The following is an 18,603-nucleotide window of genomic DNA, read 5'->3' as shown; positions in this document are numbered from 1 at the left end:
AACTGCCCACTCCTGAGTCTGCCGAAGGATCGTCATGGACGCCGTCACCAATGTCCCCCGCCCCTCCAACGAACCGGTCAACAATTACGCGCCGGGAAGCCCGGAACGATCTCGCCTACGCACCAAGCTGACCGAACTGGCCGAAACACCGACCGACATCAGACAGGTCATCGGTGGCGTCCACCGCACCGCGGAAGGTAAGCGGGAGAAGGTCGTTCAACCACACCGTCACAGTTCCGTGATCGGATCATTTGCGGGCGCAACGCACTCGGACGTTCGAGACGCAATCGACGCCGCCACCCTCGCCGCCCCCGCCTGGCGCGACCTCTCGTTCGACGACCGGGCTGCAGTCTTCCTGAGAGCTGCCGACCTGCTCTCCGGACCGTGGCGTGAAACCATCGCCGCCGCAACAATGCTCGGGCAGTCCAAGACCGCATATCAGGCCGAGATCGACGCACCGTGCGAACTGATCGACTTCTGGCGATTCAACGTCGCATTCGCTCGTCAGATACTCGCCGACCAGCCCGTTTCCGCTCCGGGAGTATGGAATCGCGTCGAATATCGGCCGCTCGAAGGCTTTGTCTACGCGATCACGCCCTTCAATTTCACCGCCATCGCCGGAAATCTACCCACCGCACCGGCCCTGATGGGCAACACCGTGATCTGGAAGCCGTCACCGACGCAGGCCGTCGCGGCGTACCTGACGATGCAACTACTCGAAGCCGCCGGCCTCCCGCCCGGGGTGATCAATCTTGTTCTCGGCGACGGCCCCATGGTGTCCGAGGTCGCGCTTGCCGACCCCCGCCTGGCGGGCATCCACTTCACCGGATCCACCGCAACGTTCCAGCGATTGTGGCGTGAGGTCGGAGCCAACATCTCGAACTACCGGACGTATCCGCGTCTCGTCGGCGAAACCGGCGGCAAAGATTTTGTACTCGCACACAGTTCCGCTGACCCGGACGTACTCACGACGGCGTTGATCCGCGGGGCCTTCGACTACCAGGGACAGAAATGCTCGGCCGCGTCACGCGCATTCGTTCCGAAGTCGGTGTGGGCCAAGATGGGCGACACGTTCATCGACACGGTGTCGTCACTGAAGTACGGCGACGTCACCGACCTGACGAACTTCGGCGGCGCCGTCATCGACCAGCGTTCCTTCGACCGCAACGCCGCCGCGATCGTCCGCGCCAAGTCGACCAGCAGCCTCACCATCGCAGCGGGCGGCGACTACGACGACCGCGAAGGGTTCTTCATCTCGCCGACCGTCCTGCTCGGCGACGACCCCAGTGACGAGGCATTCAGCACCGAGTACTTCGGTCCCATACTCTCGTTGCACGTTTACGACGACTCCGCGCCGAATGCCTACGCCGACACCCTCGCTCGTATCGACAGCGGATCCGCCTACGCTCTGACCGGCGCCGTGATCGCCACCGACCGTGCCGCCGTCGATCAGGCTCACCATGGTCTGCGGTTCGCCGCCGGAAACTTCTACGTCAACGACAAGCCGACGGGAGCGGTTGTCGGACAACAACCCTTCGGAGGTGCACGGGCCTCGGGCACCAATGACAAGGCCGGTTCGCCACAGAATCTACTCCGTTGGGCTTCGACGCGAACCGTGAAGGAAACCTTCGTTCCTCCCACCGATCATCGTTACCCCCACCAGGACGTCGATTCAGCCGAAAGCGAGAACCGTTGATGAGTGCCGTGTCCCTGAGCAACCCGCTGCGCCCTGTACTTCTGGCGGCAGCGCGCTCGCCGCGACTGGAGAAGACAGTCTCCGGAATGGCCTTGACCCGCAAGCTGGTAGACAGATTTGTCGCCGGCGACGCGGAACCCGCAGCGGTCTCCGCCGTACGCGACATCCTCACCGGTGGCCGGTTCGCGACGGTCGACTACCTCGGCGAGGACACCACCGATCCAGCTCAGGCAACGGCGACCGTCGACGCCTATCTCTCTCTTCTCCGCACCTATGCAACGCTTTCCGACACTGCCGGGACGCAACACCCCTTCGAGGTCTCACTCAAACTCTCCGCACTGGGGCAGTCGCTCCCCGGCGACGGTGAGAAGATTGCGCTGGCGAATGCACACCGAATTCTCACAGCAGCGGACGAAGTGGGAGCGTGGGTCACCGTCGACGCAGAGGATCACACCACCACCGACTCGACGCTGTCCATCGTGAAAGAATTGCGCCGCGACTTCCCGACGCTCGGTACCGTTCTGCAGGCCTATCTGCACCGCACGGAAGCCGATTGTCGCGAGTTCTCCGGACCGGACTCGCGAATTCGCCTGTGCAAGGGCGCATACAAAGAGCCGGCAGGGGTCGCATTTCAAAAGCCCGCCGAAGTCGACGCGTCGTACCTGCGTTGCCTGAAGGTCTTGATGGAGGGTGACGGATACCCGATGGTCGCCTCCCATGACCCCGCGATGATCGACGCCGCACTCGAACTCGCCACACTCACCGAGCGGACACCCGAGGATTTCGAGTTCCAGATGCTCTACGGCATCCGCGACGGCGAACAACGCAGATTGGTCGCCGAAGGCAATCACCTGCGGGTCTACGTTCCCTACGGCAGCCAGTGGTACGGCTACTTCATGCGTCGCCTCGCGGAACGACCGGCCAACCTCATGTTCTTCATGCGCTCACTCGCCTCCAACAACTAAGGCGCCGGAAACTGTTGGCAGCGGCGGCAACTCGAGATTCTCGCGGAACGTACCGCCGACGTAGTCCGTTCCCACGATTCCGCGCTTGCGTAGTTCCGGCAGCAGACCGTTCGTGACGAAATCGCGCGTGCGCGGATCGGCAAGGTCACCGAGGGTGATGACGTCGAGGACACCCGCGTCGTAACGCTCCGCGATCGCATCCGCGAGATGTTCCGGGGTGCCCGCCGCTGCCCAGTGGCCGGTATCCCTGGAGGCGATGATCAACTCACGCAGCGTCTTTCCTTGCGCGGCGAGCTTGCCGAAGATCTCGACCCGACCCCGTCGTCGATTCACCGACGACGGGTCCGGGATCAACGACTCCGGGATCGGCCGGTCCAGCGGCAATTCCGAGAAATCCACGTCGCCGCCGAACATGTCGGCAAGCCGCGTGCGTCCGGCGTCGAAGTTTGTCGATTCCTCGGCCTCTCGGACCAATCGGTCGACTTCGGCTTCGGTGGCGCCGTACGTTGCGTGGAACGAGCTGAAAATCAGTGGCAGTTCGTCCCCACGCCCCAACTCTGCCGCCCTTGCGCGAATGGTCTTCGTGTAGGTGACCGCGTCCTCGAAGGTTGGGAGAGAGGTGAATACGACCTCTGCGAAGCGAGCACCAAGTTCGATACCCCCGGCAGACTGGCCCGCCTGGAATTGAACCGGACGACGCTGCGGCAGTGAGGGAATGTTCAACGGCCCCTGCACGGTGAAATACTTGCCTCGGTGCTCGATGGGGACCACCCGCGACGGATCCAGCACTGCGGACCCTTTGCCCTGGACCAGGGCACCGGGCTTCCAGCTGTCGAACAGTGCGTTGACGACCTCGAGCGACTCTGCCGCTCGGGCGTACCGCTCCTCCGGGCTCGGCAGCGTCAAATCACTGTAGTTCTCTTCTCCGAGTGAGGAAGTGACCGCATTCCACGCAGCTCTGCCGTTGCTGACATGGTCGAGGGTGCCGAACAACCGCGCCAGGTTGAAAGGGTGATGAAACGTGGTCGTGACGGTCGCGATGAGGCCCACGTGGGTGGTTACTGCACTCAGCGCGGCAAGAAAGATCAGCGGTTCCTGCGCGCCGATCGCGCCCTGCGCACCGAAGCTCAACAGGTCGGCGGCAAACAGTCCGTCGATCTTGTTCGCCTCGGCCGTCTTCGCGATTTCGATCGCGGACGCGAGCGTCGAAGTCGTCGGATCGATCGCGGCGTCGTAGATACTCGCCGCCCCGCTGACACCGGTCACCGTTTTGAGCGGACGCCTACGATCGGCCACCGAATATCCTCCTGGCTTCGCGAAATCTGTTCCGACTTCACAACGCTAGACCGATCCTGGCTCCCGACAAGGTATTCACTCAGCCTGGTCCTAACCCTCCGAACACCACTCGGTTACACCCTGGATCTACGGGCACGATAGGCGGCGACGTGTGCCCTGTTCCCACAGTTTCCGGTGTCGCAGTATCGCTTCGAACGATTGCGCGACAGATCCACGAAGACCGCGCCGCAGTCCGGGGCCTCACACCATCGCAGTCTCGAGAATTCGTCGGTTCGGATCAGATCGAGCACACCCATCGCCGCTTCTGCGGCCATCCGGTCCACCAGCGGCGAATCGTCGGCGGTGACGTGCAGATGCCAACCGAGGTCGTCGTGCCTGGTGAGCCGCGGCCGCGCACCCGATTCGAGCAACAGAGTGTTCACCACCTCGACGGCGTTGTCCACTCCCGCAACTTCCCAGAACTGTCGCAGCCTGGGACGCAGTGCACGAACCGCCGTCAATTCCTCCAGCGTGCCGTCCCGCCTGCCGGTCCAGTGATCCGCGTCGAGAAACCGTGTCAGTTCCTCTTGATCCGGAAGCAGTTCGGCCCCGCCGCGGTCCGTGTTGACCAACGAGGCAGCGAAGACGAGCGCCGATTCCGTGTCACCAGCAAAATGCACTTTGACTCCTGAGCTGTATCAACCTAATGTCAGCATCGTAATCGCTTTTACTCCTGACGGGTGACGACGTGAACTCTCGCAACGGCTTGATCTTCGCTCTGCTGTCCGCGGCAACGTTCGGCGTATCGGGCCCGTTCGCGAAATCTCTCATCGAATCAGGGTGGTCCCCCGGCGGCGCAGTGTTCGCGCGCGTTGCCGGCGGCGCACTGGTGATGATGGTGATCGCAGTAGCCACTCAGTGGAATCGCCTACGCCAGGTGAGCGCCCACACGCGAACGGTACTGCTGTACGGGGTGTTCGCGATCTCGGGCGTTCAACTGTGCTTCTTCAATGCCGTGCAACATCTTTCGGTCGGAGTCGCCCTGCTGCTCGAATACCTTGCACCGATCATCGTCATCGGGTGGGTGTGGATCACCAAAGGCGCGCGCCCGAGTGTGCAGACACTTCTCGGTGCAGCGGTTGCCCTGATCGGTGCCGCCGTGGTGATCGACGTCTTCGGATCGGCGGAGATCAGTGCCGTCGGCGTCGCCTGGGGATTGGCGGCAGCTGCCTGTCTTGCAGTCTATTTCGTCATTTCCGAGCGCGCGGACGGCGACCTCCATCCCGTTGTACTCGCGGCGTCCGGGCTCACCGTCAGCGCACTGGTCATCGGCACCCTCGGACTCGTCGGCATCCTCCCCTTCCAGTTCTCGGCCTCTAACACCGTCGTGGCAGAACACTCGGTGGGCGTGTGGCTGCCGGTAACGGTTCTCGTCCTGGTCAGCACCGTCATCGCCTATCTCACCGGCATCGCCGCGATCACGCTCCTGGGACCAACCATCGGATCCCTGGTAGCGCTGACCGAAGTGCTGTGTGCGGTTGTCGCCGCCTGGATCCTGGTCGGGGAGTCCGTCACCGCACTACAAGCTGCGGGCGGTGCAGCCATCATCGCCGGTTTGGTCCTCGCCCGACTCGGCCAGGTTGCACCGAAACAGATACCGGCCGACCCGATGACAAATGTCATGGCAGAAGAATGACGGACGGACGAGGGTTCACGTCCTCGAAGCGAGCAGATTCTATGTATGACCTCAGCACAGGCACGGCATTCACCACAGGCACTGCATCCACTCAGTGAAGGATCGACACACGACGCCGTCCGGTTGACCGGACTTCGCAAGAGTTTCGGCACCGTCGACGCAGTCAAGGGAATCGACCTGAGCATCCGCCCCGGCGAGATCGTCGCGTTCCTCGGCCCGAACGGCGCAGGCAAGACCACGACCATCGACATGATTCTCGGCCTGTCCCGGCCGACGTCGGGCGAGGTGAGCGTCTTCGGAATGTCACCTCGATCAGCGATAGCGCGCGGACTCGTGTCCGCAGTCATGCAGACCGGCGGGCTGCTCAAAGAACTGTCAGTGGCCGAGACCGTACAGCTGACCGCCAGTCTGTACGCCCATTCCCGTCCGGTCGACGAGGTGCTGGGGAGAGCCGGAATCCTCGACATCTCCGATCGCCTCGTCAGCAAATGCTCCGGCGGACAACAACAACGCCTGCGATTTGCGATGGCGTTGCTGTCGGACCCGCAATTGCTCATTCTGGACGAGCCGACCACCGGCATGGACGTCGAAGGGCGACGGGACTTTTGGTCCGCCATCCGCGCCGACGCCGATCACGGTCGCACTGTGCTCTTTGCGACGCACTACCTCGAAGAAGCCGATGTCTACGCCGACCGCATCATCCTGGTCCGGCAAGGCACCGTGGTCGCAGACGGGACCACAGCCGAGGTCAAGTCCATGGCGTCCGGACGGACCCTGCGCGCGACAGTCCCCGGCATCACCGACGAACTCCTGCGCGCGATACCGAACTCGGACGCCGTCGAGGTGCGTGGCGAGTCACTGCTCGTGCACTCGGGCGACACCGACGCCGTTGCACGGTTCCTGTTGACCAACACGCAGGCTCGCGATCTCGAAATCGTCTCCCGCGGTCTCGAAGACGCCTTCATCGCACTCACGTCGAACAACTCCGAAGGACAGAAGTGATGACCACTGCAACCGAACCGAACACCTACGGGGCCGAGCGAACCGTCGTACCTCTCGGCGGATTCAACACGACGCTTCTGCGACTGGAATTCCGTCGTCTGACCCGCAATCGGCGCACGATGATCTTCACGCTCGTCATGCCGGTTGTCTTCTTCCTCGTCTTCGGGCTCGGTCAAGGCGACGACGATCACGGGATCGGGCGTGGCAATGTCGCCGCGTACATCATGATCAGCATGGCGCTGTACGGCGCGATGCTGGCCACGACCAGCGGCGGAGCGATGGTCTCGATCGAACGGGCGTCGGGATGGAGCCGGCAACTTCGGCTGACTCCCCTGACGCCAGTCGCCTACATCGCCGTCAAACTGATCATGGCAATGCTGCTCGGGCTCGTCTCGATTCTCGTGGTCTACGCCGTCGGCTCGTTCACCTCCGCTCAGATGGACGGATCACTGTGGTTCACAACAGCATTGATCGCGTGGCTGGGATCGTCGATCTTCGCGGCGTTCGGCCTGTTCATGGGATATCTGCTGCCCAGCGAGAACGTCATGCAGTTGCTCGGGCCAGGACTGGCCCTGCTCGCCTTCGGCGGCGGACTCTTCGTGCCGCTCGAAGACGGTTCGGTATGGGCGAGCATCGCGCAGTTCACACCGATGTTCGGCATCAATGCCCTCGCCCACGCACCGCTGACGGGCAATAACATTCATTGGACCTGGATCGTCAATATCCTGGTGTGGTTCGCCATCTTCGCCGGCGGAGCGATCTGGCGATTCCAACGAGATACGGAGCGTGTGTAGTTGTCGGAAACGACTGACCGAAACGATTCCGTCGCATTGCCGCGACGGAATCGTTTCGGCGTTCTCTTCGCGGCGGTCTGGATGGTGTTTCTCGGCGGACCGCTGATCGAGGGATGGAATCTGCGCGACGAACTGCGCGGCTGGACAGGGATTCTCGCGACGATCGCCTTCGGTGCGCTCTACCTCTACACCTTCGCCACAACGCAGCAGCGGCGACGAATGACGATGACTCGGCCGACGATTCGCGAAGCTGCACTGGCTCTGGCCGCCTTGACCGCGCTGGCCGCTGTGATGATCGTCAGCGTCGGGCCGACGGGATTGGCAGCGGCCCCTTATCTCGCGGTGACAGCGGTGACGCTGCTCCCGACCGTCGCGGGCGGCATTCTCGCCTTGGTGTTCGCGGCCTCCGTGGAGATAGTGAGCCTCTCGTCAGGGTGGGGGAATTACTCCGGCCTCTCACTCGGTGTCTGCGCGGCCGCTTTTGCGACGTGGGGAATCATGTCCCTGATCAGCCGTAACTTCGCCATGCTCCATGAACGCGAAGAGCAGGAGCAGCGAGCGATCATGGAGGAGCGAACGAGGATGGCGCGCGATCTGCACGACATACTCGGACACTCACTGACCGTCATCACGATCAAAGCCGAATTGGCCAACCGGTTACTGGACGTGGACATCGAACGCGCGCGCAGCGAACTCGACGACGTTGAAAGACTCTCTCGCGACGCGTTGGCAGACGTCCGCTCGGCAGTCGAAGGATTTCGTGGGATTTCGCTACCCGTCGAGATAGCCCGTGCGCGAGAGGCATTGCGCGCGGCAGGGATCGAAGACGAGGTGCCGAGCAGTACCGACATGGTTCCTACGCGCCTTCGTGAACTCTTCGCATGGACGATCCGCGAGGGCGTGACCAACGTGGTTCGGCACAGCGGGGCAACACACTGCCGGATCACGGTCGACGAGAAAAGCGCGACTGTCGTCGACGACGGACACGGGGCCGGGTCGGTGTCTTCCGGCAACGGTCTGATCGGATTGCGAGAGCGAGCCGGTGCGTCGGGCGCACGAGTGATCATCACTCATCCCCAGCCGCAGGGGTTTGCACTTCAGGTATTCGAACAGGAGAAAGTGTGAGCAACCAGGGCGAGCGGGCATCCATACGGCTGCTCTTGGCGGACGACCAGGCACTCGTGCGAGGAGCGCTGGCCGCGCTGCTCGATCTGGAATCCGACCTGTCCGTAGTGGCCGAGGTCGGCCGCGGTGACGAGGTCGTGGCCGCCGTTCTCAAGCACCGCCCGGATGTCGCGCTTCTCGATGTCGAGATGCCTGGCATGGACGGGATCGCCGCGACAGCAGCTCTTCGCGAGGCAGCACCCGACACCCGAGTCCTGATCGTCACCACGTTCGGACGTCCCGGATTTCTTCGCAAAGCCCTGCACGCCGGGGCCGGCGGGTTCGTCGTCAAGGACACGCCCGCCAGGCAGCTTGCCGACGCCGTCAGACGTGTCCACGCCGGATTGCGCGTCGTCGATCCCACCCTTGCGGCCGACAGCCTCGTCAGCGGCGAGTCGCCCCTGACAGAACGTGAGACCCAAGTCCTTCGGGCCGCACACGACGGCGCGCCCGTGGCGGCAATCGCGGCGGAACTCTTCCTCTCCCCGGGAACGGTTCGAAATCATCTGTCGGCCGCGATGGGTAAAACCGGTGCCACGACACGCGCCGAAGCCGTCAGGATTGCCGAGTCGAACGGCTGGCTCTGATCAGAACGGGAGAGAACCCGCTTCCCGGCAAATAGTTCGCCGCTCGTTCATCGATGGCAATTTGTCCAGATCACTCAAAGTAGGGACCTTATACCCTAGGGATTTGCCCAGAAAACTACCCGGTCACGCAAGTCCGAAACAGCTAATCGTTCGATAACTGGCTATGATGCAGTTAATTGAATTGACGGAGCCTGTGTAACGGGGAAGGGGCGTCTCATGTCGAACCAGTTCAACGATCGATTGAACTCGCTGTTCGAGACTGCCGACTTTCACGTCACCAATGCGATGGTCGTTCGCGGCATGACCGATTTCGGTTGCCGCATTTCGACTCCGTATCTGTCACAACTGCGCACCGGCGTCCGAACCAATCCGTCACCGGAAGTGGTTGCCGCCCTCGCGCACTTCTTCAACGTCCATCCGGACTACTTCTACGCCCCGTCCGACCACACTCCGCCCGCCATCTCCGGTGGCGAAGCTGACCTTTCTCTACTCGAACAGTTGCATAACGTGCGCCTGCGAAACCTCACCTCGCGAGTCGTCGACCTCTCACCGTCGTCGCAGGATCTGCTCGTGGAAATGGCGGAAAATCTGCGCTCCTCGGAGAATCTTCCGCGCGTACCACCGGACTCGAATTCCTACATGTCTCGCGCTTAGTGCTTCGTCGACTCTCCTTGACTGCTCAGGGAGGGTTGGCCTTATGCTGGTCGATGCAGCTGGTTCGCCCGGCACGGTCATGAGGAGCCCCGAAGACCGTTCCCGGCGTCGAAGCCCCGTCAGCGCAAGCTGTCGGAGTGAGAGGGAACCCGGTGAAAATCCGGGACTGTCCCGCAGCGGTAAGCAGGAACGACCGCCGTTTATGTGCACTGGGCATCCGCCTGGGAAGCGACGGCCAGTAGGTTCGATCCAACTCGATCGAGTGCCCGCGAGTCCGAAGACCTGCCGACTGTGTCGGGCACGCCGTGCCCGACGGTCCACCGCCTCGTGGAATGGGCGTGTAGATCTCCATCGAGCCTCGTGTGCGGTGCGGGCAGTGCTGCCCGCCGAAACTCGAGGTCTCGTGAGGTGTACCCGTCTGCCGGCAGTGGCCATCAATGCATTGGCAATCTGGAGAAACTCCGTGACAACGACATTCACTTCGACCGTGCTGGGCTCACCGCGCATCGGTCCTCATCGAGAACTCAAGCGGGCAACCGAAAGCTACTGGGCGGGGCGCATCGACGCCGACGCCTTGCAGAGCGTGGCCCGTGACCTCCGTCGGCAGGGCTTGGCCGACCTCCGTGACCTGGGCCTCGACTCAATCCCGGTCAACACCTTCTCCTTCTACGACCAGATGCTCGACACCGCAGTTCTTCTCGGCGCACTACCCGATCGCGTCGCACCCGTCACCGATCCGTTGGACCGTTACTTTGCAGCTGCCCGTGGGACGGACACCATTGCGCCGCTGGAAATGACGAAGTGGTTCGACACCAACTACCACTACCTGGTGCCGGAGATCTCACCGTCCACCACTTTCGAACTCGACCCGTCCAAGGTCTTGTCCGAACTGGCAGAAGCGCTTTCCGACGGCATTGCAGCCCGCCCGGTCGTCATCGGACCGGTTACCTTCCTGCTGCTCTCGAAGGCTGTCGGCACAGACGAGCCGCTGCTCTCGCGGCTCGACGAACTACTCCCCCTCTATGCGGACCTACTCGGCAGGCTCGCGAAGGCCGGTGCAGGGTGGGTCCAGCTCGACGAACCGGCACTCGTGGGCGATCGCACCGACGAGGAGATCGAAGCGGCACGCGCTGCGTACGAACAGCTTTCGGCACTTTCGGAGCGACCGTCGATTCTGTTGGCGTCGTACTTCGGTTCGCTGCGTGACGCGTTGCCCGCACTTGCTTCGACCGGCGTCGAAGGATTTGCCGTCGACCTGGTGGCCGGTCAGGATTCGATCGGCTCCGTACCTGAACTCGCCCGCAAACTGGTCGTCGCCGGAGTGGTCGACGGACGAAACATCTGGCGGTCGGATCTGGACTCGGCACTGAGCACATTGGGCGCTCTGCTGGGAAGCGTCGATACGCTTGCTGTCTCGACGTCGTGCTCTCTGCTGCACGTTCCGTACACGCTCGACGCGGAAGCCGGGGTCGACAAGGCACTGCGCTCGTGGCTCGCGTTCGGCACCGAGAAGGTCAAGGAAGTAGTCACTCTCGCAACCGCTCTCACACAGGGCCGAGAATCGGTGGAAGACGAGTTCGCTCTGGCACGAGCGGCCGCCTCGACCCGCAAGGACGATCGCAGACTCAACGACGCGAGTGTTCGAGGCCGTCTCGACGCCGTTCTGAACTCGGCAACCGGTCGCGCACCCGCCGCCGAACGCCGTGCGGCCCAGGACGAGTTGCTCTCTCTTCCGCCGCTCCCCACGACAACCATCGGCTCGTACCCGCAAACGTCGAAGATCCGCATCGCTCGCGCGGCGCTGCGCAAGGGCGAGATCGACGAAGCCGAGTACGTCAACCGTATGCGCGCCGAGATCGCCGAAGTTGTTGCGCTCCAAGAAAAGCTGGATCTCGACGTACTTGTTCACGGTGAGCCGGAACGCAACGACATGGTCCAGTACTTCGCGGAGCAGTTGGACGGGTTCTTCGCCACCGCCAACGGGTGGGTCCAGTCGTACGGCACCCGCTGCGTGCGTCCGCCGATTCTGTACGGCGACGTCTCGCGTCCGAAGCAGATGACCGTCGACTGGATCACGTACGCACAATCGCTGACCGACAAGCCGGTCAAGGGCATGCTGACCGGGCCCGTCACCATCCTTGCCTGGTCCTTCGTCCGCGACGACCAACCGCTCGCCGACTCGGCGAATCAAGTCGCACTGGCCATTCGAGACGAGACGGTCGATCTGCAGGCCGCCGGAATCGGAATCATCCAGGTCGACGAACCCGCACTACGTGAACTACTCCCGCTGCGTGCGGCGGACCAGCCCGCCTATCTGGACTGGTCCGTCGGCGCTTTCCGGTTGGCCACCTCGGGCGTCGCAGATTCCACCGCGATCCACACCCACCTGTGCTACTCCGAGTTCGGAGCGGTGATCGGTGCCATTGCCGGTCTCGACGCGGACGTCACGTCCATCGAGGCGGCGCGATCACACATGGAGGTGCTCGACGATCTCAGTTCGGTCGGGTTCGACCTCGGCGTCGGCCCGGGCGTCTACGACATCCACTCACCGCGTGTGCCGAGCGTCGACGAGATCGCCGAATCACTGCGTGAGGCACTCAAAGCTGTTCCGGTCGAACGGTTGTGGGTCAATCCGGACTGCGGTTTGAAGACCCGCGGCCCGGTCGAGGTCGAAGCATCGCTGCGTAACCTCGTCGAAGCCGCGAAGTTGGTCCGAGCGGAGCTTTAGGGGCAAAGCCCCTGTGCGCCTTTTTGGTAGTGGGCACTACCAAAAAGGCGCACGGGGGTCAGCTCAACCACGTATTGCCGAAGAGCAGAATTCCGTCCGCACTCGGCGTCACTCCGTGCACGTTCTCGCGCCACGGAATGAAGACCTTGCCGGAGTTGACCACAGCCATCGGCGCCGTCTCGTTGACTACTGTCTGGATGTCGTCGATGACGGCTCGACGCTCTTCCTCCCCCGACGCCGTCTGCAGTTTGCCGAGCAACTCGTCCATCCGAGCGTTCTTGTAGCCGAGGATATTCGACGGCGACTCACTGAACAGATTGCCGTACATACGCACGAACGGTGACTCTTCGAGAACGTTGAACGCGAAGTAGGACACGTCGTAGTCGTGCTTGGCATACAGCATGGAGATCAGATCGTTGATGCTGGTTGCGTAGGTGATGTCGACCGTGAAACCCACTGCCTGCAAGAGCGACTGAAACGTCAGCGCGCTGCGTTGCGTCGCCGGATCGTTCATTCCGACGTAGGTCAGTTTTCCGTCGTAACCGTCGGCCTTCGCCTCGGCCAGATACTTCTTCGCAGCCTCGGGATCGAAACCGTTTCCCGCCACCGAACCGTGCCATTGCGACCACGACGCGAACATGTCTGTGCCAGGTTCGCCGAAGCCGCCTTGAACCCGCTCGTTGAACGTATTCGGATCCACCGCAGCGACGATCGCCTTTCGCACACGCTCGTCCTTCGCCGCCCGATCGTCGCGCTGATTGATCGCCAGGACACCGGCCATGCTGGCCGAGTACACAAATCCCGGATCGCCGGCTTCGAAAGCCTCGTGAATGAAATCGGGAGACTTCAGATAGGCAACCTGAATTCCGTCGGTGTGTAGGCCCTCCAGTTTGCTCTTCTCGTTGACAATTGCCGGGAAGCGCAACTTCTCGAGATACGGCGCCCCGTCCCAGTACGTCGTACGGGCAGCGAGCACCAATTCGTCCTGGGAAGCGAACTTCTCGACGGTGAACGGGCCTGCCCCGACCGGGACGAACGTGCCGGTTGCCATCGACGAGGGTGCGACGATCATGCCGGGGCCAGTGGTGAACATGATCGGGAACTCGTCCCACGGCTGCGCCAAGGTGAAGATGACCGTACTCGGATCCGGTGAATTCATCTCGCGCACAGCGGTCTTCCACACCAGCGCGTGAGTTCCCTTCTTCTGCAGATAGTGATCGATGCTCCACAACACTGCTGCACTGTCCATCGCGGTGCCGTCGCTGAAGGTGACACCGTCGCGCAATTTCAGTGTCCACACCGTGTTGTCGTCGTTGGCAGACAAAGTCTGCGCCATGTGGGGAACATATTCTCCCGCAGCGGTATCGAAGCGCATCAAAAGGTCGTAAATGGCTGCCATTTCGCTACCACCGGTAGCGCCGCCGTCCTGACGGTCTGCTGGGTCGAGACTGCTGATTCCGTTGTACGTCGCAAACGAGACCGTGCCACCTGAGCGTGGCTCTCCCCCGTCGTTCTGGTCGCCGACAACTCCGACCGTCACGTCCGATGCATCCGTGGTCGTACCTTGGCCGCTACTCGCACACCCGGTCACCACCAGTGTCGCCGACGCCAGGACAACCATCCAGATTCGAGCGCGAGCTCGGTACGAGCGCTTCATTGCGACTCACTTTCACAGTTCACGGACACGTCGATCTCATGGATCCAACACCCGACAGATTTGTGAGTGAATTCTAGGTAAGGACTCATTCTGTGTCTGCGATTTCGCAAAGCTGAGACGATGATTCACAATATTGACGAGGAAAAGAGAATCGAATTCTAGATGACTCTGGTCCGCTGAACACCAACCAGATGGCATCGTCGAGCCTTCCACTGCGCCTCGGCGAACTGATCCCACCACGAAGGGTGCTCGATCTCCCGCCTGCCGTCGTCTCCGCCTTGCGCAATCACGATCGTTCGGAACAGCGCTCGAATTTCCGAGTCGTCAAGGTTCGTCACAGTCCAGAGAAGTAATACACATATTAATTAAGTATTGAACCACGCGATCACGCTAGGGTTAGGCCATGAATGACCCGACGACCGACAACCAGGCAACCGATGACCAGGCAACCGTCGGCGAACTGAATTTCTGGTCGTTCATCGAACTGGCCAACAAGCGACTGGCCACCGAACACGGCTTTCGCGATCAGCTGGCCACCGAGGTACTCCTGACGCTCAATCGAGCCTCCAACGTCGTCACCTACGATCTCGAGTCGTCAATCCACCGCCCTCGCGGCTGGTCATGGTCGTCGTTCCGACTATTGTTCGTCACCTGGCTCGCCGGACCGATCGAGCCGAAGGCTGCCGCCGAGCTCACCGGGATGAGTCGAGCCGCGGTCTCCAACCTGTCCAAGTCCCTGCTGGCAGACGGACTGATCGATCGCCGCCCCACCGAGAACGACGGACGCTCTGTCCAGCTGTACCTGACCGACAAGGGCCGGGAAGCCATGGTCGAGGCATTTCGCGAGCAAAACGAACGCGAGCACGCCTGGGTCAGCGTCCTGAGCGAAGCCGAACAGCGCATCCTTGTCATGCTCCTGGACAAACTGATCACCAACCGCAGCCAATTCGACGTACGCGGGCGTAACTGACGCGAATCAACACCGTCTCGAGGGTTGCACGCATCACATCATTTTAGTTAATGTATTTACTATCTGGTGGATGTGAGCCAGGCAGAACAGCACAGAAGGAGCCCCGTCATGGCGTTCTATCGACAACTCGGCAACATTCCACCGAAACGTCACACCCAACACCGTGACGAGTCGGGCAACCTCTACTACGAAGAACTGATGGGTGAGGAAGGTTTCTCCTCCGACTCGTCGCTGCTCTACCACCGCGAAATTCCGTCGGCCATCGTCGACGCAACGGTCTGGGAACTGCGCGACCAAAGCACCACGCCCAACCACCCCCTCAAACCCCGCCATCTGAAACTCCATGCACTGTTCCCCGAGAGCATCTGGAACGAGACCGACGTGGTAACCGGCCGTCGTCTCATACTCGGCAATGCCGATGTCCGACTCTCCTACGTGGTTGCTTCCGCACCATCCCCCCTGTACCGCAATGCAATCGGTGACGAGATGGTCTACGTCGAGTCCGGCGAGGCTACCGTCGAGACCGTCTTCGGCACGCTCGACGCCCGCGAGGGTGACTACGTCCTGATCCCGATGTCCACGACCCACCGGTGGATCCCCAAGGGCGACAAGCCACTCCGCGCTTACGCCATCGAGGCGAACAGTCACATCGTCCCGCCCAAGCGCTATCTCTCCCGCTTCGGCCAACTGCTCGAGAACGCACCGTTCTGCGAGCGAGATCTGCACGGACCGACCGCGCCCATGATCGCCGAAGGCATCGACGTCGAGGTACTGGTCAAGCACCGCACGTCGGCAGGCATCGTCGGAACCCGAATGGTGTACCCCACGCATCCTTTCGACGTCGTCGGCTGGGACGGCTGCCTGTACCCGTACACCTTCAACATCTCGGACTACGAGCCGATCACGGGCCGCGTTCACCAGCCGCCGCCGGCACATCAGGCGTTCGAGGGGAACAACTTCGTTATCTGCAACTTCGTACCGCGCAAGGTCGACTACCACCCCCTGTCGATCCCGGTGCCGTACTACCACTCCAACGTCGACTCGGACGAGATCATGTTCTACTGCGGCGGTGACTACGAGGCACGCAAGGGTTCCGGCATCGGGCAGGGATCGATATCGATTCATCCCGGCGGCCACGCTCACGGCCCACAACCCGGCGCGTACGAGCGAAGCATCGGCGCCGAGTTCTTCGACGAACTGGCCGTGATGGTCGATACGTTCCGGCCGCTCGAATTGGGCGAGGGGGCATTGGCTTGCGAAGACGGTGCCTACGCCTGGAGTTGGGCGGGACGGGGGCCGCAGCAATGACGGTCATCTCTCCCCTCCTTCGCGGCCTGTGTGACGACGCAGCACTCTTCCCACCCGGCAATGCTCCTCTCGCCGAGGCAGTTCCGGCCCACGGCGCCTACCTGCAGGCGGACTACGACGCACTGGTCGGGCCCTTCGTCTTTCCCGCACCGCGATTGAGCGAACTGGCCGCGTATGTTACGGCAGACAACCCGGTGACGCTGAGTCTGACCGTGCCGGCCGGCCCAGCCGATACAGCGGCCGCGCTGTCGAATGCGCTCGCCATCCCTGGCGTTCACGTCGCCGCCGTCGAGGTGGGAATTCCTGACGGGCTGGACGCCGATGCGGCCTTCGAGGAACTCGCTCGTGTCCATGCCGCTCATCTCGACATCGATATTTTTGTCGAGGTACCCCGCGGTGATCGGCGCGCGGACTATCTGACAGCTCTCGAAACTGCCGGGTACTCCGCAAAGTTTCGAACCGGCGGGATTGTCGCCGAGGCGTACCCGGACGAGGAAGAGCTCGCAGATGCGGTGATATCCGTTGTCCGAGCAAATATCCCGTTCAAGGCAACCGCGGGACTGCACCACGGCGTGCGCAACACCGATCCGGAAACAGGCTTCGAGCAACACGGCTTCCTCAACATCATGGTGGCCGTCGATGCTGCGAGACGGGGCGCCGGTCGTTCGGAAGTTGTTGCCGCACTGGCGCAGCGTGATCAAGATTCAATCGCGCGAATCCTGGCCGGATTGACCGAGCCCGAGGCCGGCGAGGTGCGTCGCCGATTCCTCTCGTTCGGTACCTGCAGCATCTCGGACCCTCTCACCGAGCTAGAAGGGCTCGGATTGATCGTCCGCTCCGACAAAACCGAAGGAACACTCGTATGACCGTCACGACCATCGACATTCCCGCCGACTCGCTGTTCGGGCTCGACAATCTGCCGTACGGGGTCTTCTCCCCCGCGGGAGGGTCGCCGCGCATCGGTGTACGGGTCGCCGACTCGGTGGTCGATCTCGCAGCCACACTGGGTGATTCCGTCTTCTCCGAACCGACCCTGAACGCGTTCATGGCTCAGGGCCGAAATCAGTGGATATCTGTGCGAAACCGGATCTCGGAACTCGTGACCGGTGAAATAGACTCGGATGCAGTGTTTTCCGTCGACTCGGTGACACTGCACTTGCCGATCGCCGTGGCCGACTACGTCGACTTCTACGCCTCGGAGAATCACGCAACCAACCTCGGACGGCTATTCCGTCCCGACGCCGCGCCTTTGATGCCGAACTGGAAGCACCTTCCCGTCGGATACCACGGGCGCTCGAGCACCATCGTCGTCTCCGGCACCGACATCGTTCGTCCCTGCGGACAGCGGAAGGCACCCGATCAGGAAAGCCCGGACTTCGGACCGTCTCGTCGCCTCGACATCGAAGCCGAGATGGGGTTCATCGTCGGAACTCCCTCGAAAATGGGCGATTCCATCACCCCGGACGAATTCGCCGAGCACGTCTTCGGCGCTGTCGTCGTGAACGACTGGTCTGCGCGAGACATCCAAGCGTGGGAGTACGTCCCCCTCGGTCCGAACCTGGGGAAGAGCTTCGCGACGTCCATCTCGCCGTGGGTCGTACCGTTGCTCGCCCTCGAAGCAGCCCGAATCGACACTCCGGTGCAGGACCCCGAACCGCTCTCCTACCTGCGCGGTGAGGAGAAGTGGGGACTGGACATCGATTTGGCCGTCGAATGGAACGGCCACGTCGTCTCGCGACCGCCCTACTCGCAGATGTACTGGTCGCCGGCGCAGATGCTCGCGCACACCACTATCAACGGCGCAGCAGCGAGCACCGGCGATCTCTTTGCATCCGGAACCATTTCCGGACCGGACAAGGATCAGCGCGGCGCCTTCATCGAACTGACCTGGGGTGGCAAGGAACCCGTGACCGTGGGCTCCGAGACTCGAACCTTTCTCGAAGACGGCGACACCATCGCCATCTCGGCCACCGCTCCCGGCGTCGGGGGATCACGAATCGGCTTCGGGGATGTTCACGCTCGGATCCTGCCGGCAACGCAAACCGAAAGATAACGATTGACAACTGTTTGATTCACGCTGATCTGATGTCCGAAATTCCTTGCCTCA

Annotated in this window: 16 protein-coding genes and 1 riboswitch; of the genes, 13 read left to right on the top strand and 3 right to left on the bottom strand. The window is 62.2% G+C overall.

The annotated features are described in order from the left end of the window. Window positions 1-34 precede the first annotated feature (34 nt). Together pruA and ACFQ6Y_RS09740 are read left to right on the top strand one after the other, a co-directional pair. Complete coding sequence (gene pruA, locus ACFQ6Y_RS09745) at window positions 35-1,696, top strand: L-glutamate gamma-semialdehyde dehydrogenase (RefSeq protein WP_378631530.1); 1,662 nt, start codon at window positions 35-37, stop codon at window positions 1,694-1,696. Then, window positions 1,696-2,661 (top strand): proline dehydrogenase family protein, encoded by a 966-nt coding sequence (locus tag ACFQ6Y_RS09740; protein WP_378631528.1) that lies wholly within the window; start codon window positions 1,696-1,698, stop codon window positions 2,659-2,661. The genes pruA and ACFQ6Y_RS09740 overlap by 1 nt, the downstream gene beginning before the upstream one ends. On the opposite strand, the gene ACFQ6Y_RS09735 is transcribed toward ACFQ6Y_RS09740, so the two are convergent. Both ACFQ6Y_RS09735 and ACFQ6Y_RS09730 read right to left on the bottom strand, forming a co-directional pair. Continuing rightward, entirely contained in the window at window positions 2,641-3,957 is a 1,317-nt protein-coding gene (locus ACFQ6Y_RS09735; protein ID WP_378631526.1) for an NtaA/DmoA family FMN-dependent monooxygenase, read from the bottom strand. The genes ACFQ6Y_RS09740 and ACFQ6Y_RS09735 overlap by 21 nt on opposite strands. A 113-nt stretch (window positions 3,958-4,070) precedes the next feature. Continuing rightward, window positions 4,071-4,616, bottom strand: coding sequence for a CGNR zinc finger domain-containing protein (locus ACFQ6Y_RS09730; RefSeq protein WP_378631523.1), 546 nt, complete (start codon window positions 4,614-4,616; stop codon window positions 4,071-4,073). Between the two features lie 68 nt (window positions 4,617-4,684). Between ACFQ6Y_RS09730 and ACFQ6Y_RS09725 the strand changes: the two genes are divergently transcribed. The 7 genes from ACFQ6Y_RS09725 to metE all read left to right on the top strand — a co-directional run bounded on the left by ACFQ6Y_RS09725 (window position 4,685) and on the right by metE (window position 12,561). Further along, window positions 4,685-5,632: a DMT family transporter gene (locus ACFQ6Y_RS09725; RefSeq protein WP_378543105.1), complete on the top strand. Its 948-nt coding sequence runs from the start codon at window positions 4,685-4,687 to the stop codon at window positions 5,630-5,632. Between the two features lie 45 nt (window positions 5,633-5,677). Continuing rightward, window positions 5,678-6,634: an ABC transporter ATP-binding protein gene (locus tag ACFQ6Y_RS09720; RefSeq protein WP_378631520.1), complete on the top strand. Its 957-nt coding sequence runs from the start codon at window positions 5,678-5,680 to the stop codon at window positions 6,632-6,634. Next, complete coding sequence (locus tag ACFQ6Y_RS09715) at window positions 6,634-7,428, top strand: ABC transporter permease (protein ID WP_378631518.1); 795 nt, start codon at window positions 6,634-6,636, stop codon at window positions 7,426-7,428. Before ACFQ6Y_RS09720 ends, ACFQ6Y_RS09715 begins: the two co-directional genes overlap by 1 nt. Beyond that, complete coding sequence (locus ACFQ6Y_RS09710; RefSeq protein ID WP_378631515.1) at window positions 7,429-8,553, top strand: sensor histidine kinase; 1,125 nt, start codon at window positions 7,429-7,431, stop codon at window positions 8,551-8,553. Beyond that, a complete protein-coding gene (locus tag ACFQ6Y_RS09705) occupies window positions 8,550-9,179 on the top strand; it encodes a response regulator (protein ID WP_378631512.1) in 630 nt (209 codons plus the stop codon). The genes ACFQ6Y_RS09710 and ACFQ6Y_RS09705 overlap by 4 nt, the downstream gene beginning before the upstream one ends. Before the next feature lie 216 nt (window positions 9,180-9,395). Then, the gene (locus tag ACFQ6Y_RS09700; protein WP_378532153.1) at window positions 9,396-9,833 is read left to right on the top strand and encodes a helix-turn-helix domain-containing protein; all 438 of its coding nucleotides are present in this window, start codon (window positions 9,396-9,398) and stop codon (window positions 9,831-9,833) included. 103 nt (window positions 9,834-9,936) lie between these two features. Beyond that, a riboswitch (cobalamin riboswitch) is annotated at window positions 9,937-10,138 on the top strand. Window positions 10,139-10,296: 158 nt separating this feature from the next. Next, window positions 10,297-12,561: a 5-methyltetrahydropteroyltriglutamate--homocysteine S-methyltransferase gene (gene metE, locus ACFQ6Y_RS09695; protein WP_378631510.1), complete on the top strand. Its 2,265-nt coding sequence runs from the start codon at window positions 10,297-10,299 to the stop codon at window positions 12,559-12,561. A 58-nt stretch (window positions 12,562-12,619) separates the two neighbouring features. Here metE and ACFQ6Y_RS09690 read toward each other — a convergent pair whose 3' ends face one another. Next, window positions 12,620-14,218 (bottom strand): ABC transporter substrate-binding protein, encoded by a 1,599-nt coding sequence (locus ACFQ6Y_RS09690; protein WP_378631507.1) that lies wholly within the window; start codon window positions 14,216-14,218, stop codon window positions 12,620-12,622. 403 nt (window positions 14,219-14,621) lie between these two features. Here ACFQ6Y_RS09690 and ACFQ6Y_RS09685 point away from each other — a divergent pair, with 403 nt between their 5' ends. From ACFQ6Y_RS09685 to fahA, 4 genes are all read left to right on the top strand, one after another. After that, window positions 14,622-15,188 carry a MarR family winged helix-turn-helix transcriptional regulator gene (locus ACFQ6Y_RS09685; RefSeq protein ID WP_378543091.1) on the top strand — a complete coding sequence of 189 codons (567 nt, stop codon included), beginning with the start codon at window positions 14,622-14,624 and terminating at the stop codon, window positions 15,186-15,188. A 108-nt stretch (window positions 15,189-15,296) separates the two neighbouring features. Further along, window positions 15,297-16,496, top strand: a complete 1,200-nt coding sequence (locus tag ACFQ6Y_RS09680; RefSeq protein ID WP_378532145.1) for a homogentisate 1,2-dioxygenase — start codon at window positions 15,297-15,299, stop codon at window positions 16,494-16,496. After that, on the top strand, window positions 16,493-17,362 hold the full coding sequence (locus ACFQ6Y_RS09675; protein WP_378631505.1) for a hypothetical protein: 870 nt from the start codon (window positions 16,493-16,495) through the stop codon (window positions 17,360-17,362). Before ACFQ6Y_RS09680 ends, ACFQ6Y_RS09675 begins: the two co-directional genes overlap by 4 nt. Further along, window positions 17,359-18,549: a fumarylacetoacetase gene (fahA, locus tag ACFQ6Y_RS09670; protein ID WP_378631503.1), complete on the top strand. Its 1,191-nt coding sequence runs from the start codon at window positions 17,359-17,361 to the stop codon at window positions 18,547-18,549. Before ACFQ6Y_RS09675 ends, fahA begins: the two co-directional genes overlap by 4 nt. Window positions 18,550-18,603: the final 54 nt, after the last annotated feature.

This window comes from Rhodococcus sp. NPDC056516, assembly GCF_042794655.1.
Taxonomy (GTDB): domain Bacteria; phylum Actinomycetota; class Actinomycetes; order Mycobacteriales; family Mycobacteriaceae; genus Rhodococcus_F.
The sequence above is the reverse complement of the archived record's forward strand: the minus strand, read 5'-3'. Positions and strand labels throughout refer to the sequence as shown.

Coding starts and splice junctions, on each gene's coding strand:
- ACFQ6Y_RS09740 (WP_378631528.1), top strand. CDS start 1,696: ATGAGTGCCGTGTCCCTGAGCAACCCGCTGCGCCCTGTACTTCTGGCG.
- ACFQ6Y_RS09700 (WP_378532153.1), top strand. CDS start 9,396: ATGTCGAACCAGTTCAACGATCGATTGAACTCGCTGTTCGAGACTGCC.
- ACFQ6Y_RS09675 (WP_378631505.1), top strand. CDS start 16,493: ATGACGGTCATCTCTCCCCTCCTTCGCGGCCTGTGTGACGACGCAGCA.
- ACFQ6Y_RS09685 (WP_378543091.1), top strand. CDS start 14,622: ATGAATGACCCGACGACCGACAACCAGGCAACCGATGACCAGGCAACC.
- ACFQ6Y_RS09715 (WP_378631518.1), top strand. CDS start 6,634: ATGACCACTGCAACCGAACCGAACACCTACGGGGCCGAGCGAACCGTC.
- ACFQ6Y_RS09690 (WP_378631507.1), bottom strand. CDS start 14,218: ATGAAGCGCTCGTACCGAGCTCGCGCTCGAATCTGGATGGTTGTCCTG.
- ACFQ6Y_RS09720 (WP_378631520.1), top strand. CDS start 5,678: ATGACCTCAGCACAGGCACGGCATTCACCACAGGCACTGCATCCACTC.
- pruA (WP_378631530.1), top strand. CDS start 35: ATGGACGCCGTCACCAATGTCCCCCGCCCCTCCAACGAACCGGTCAAC.
- ACFQ6Y_RS09680 (WP_378532145.1), top strand. CDS start 15,297: ATGGCGTTCTATCGACAACTCGGCAACATTCCACCGAAACGTCACACC.
- fahA (WP_378631503.1), top strand. CDS start 17,359: ATGACCGTCACGACCATCGACATTCCCGCCGACTCGCTGTTCGGGCTC.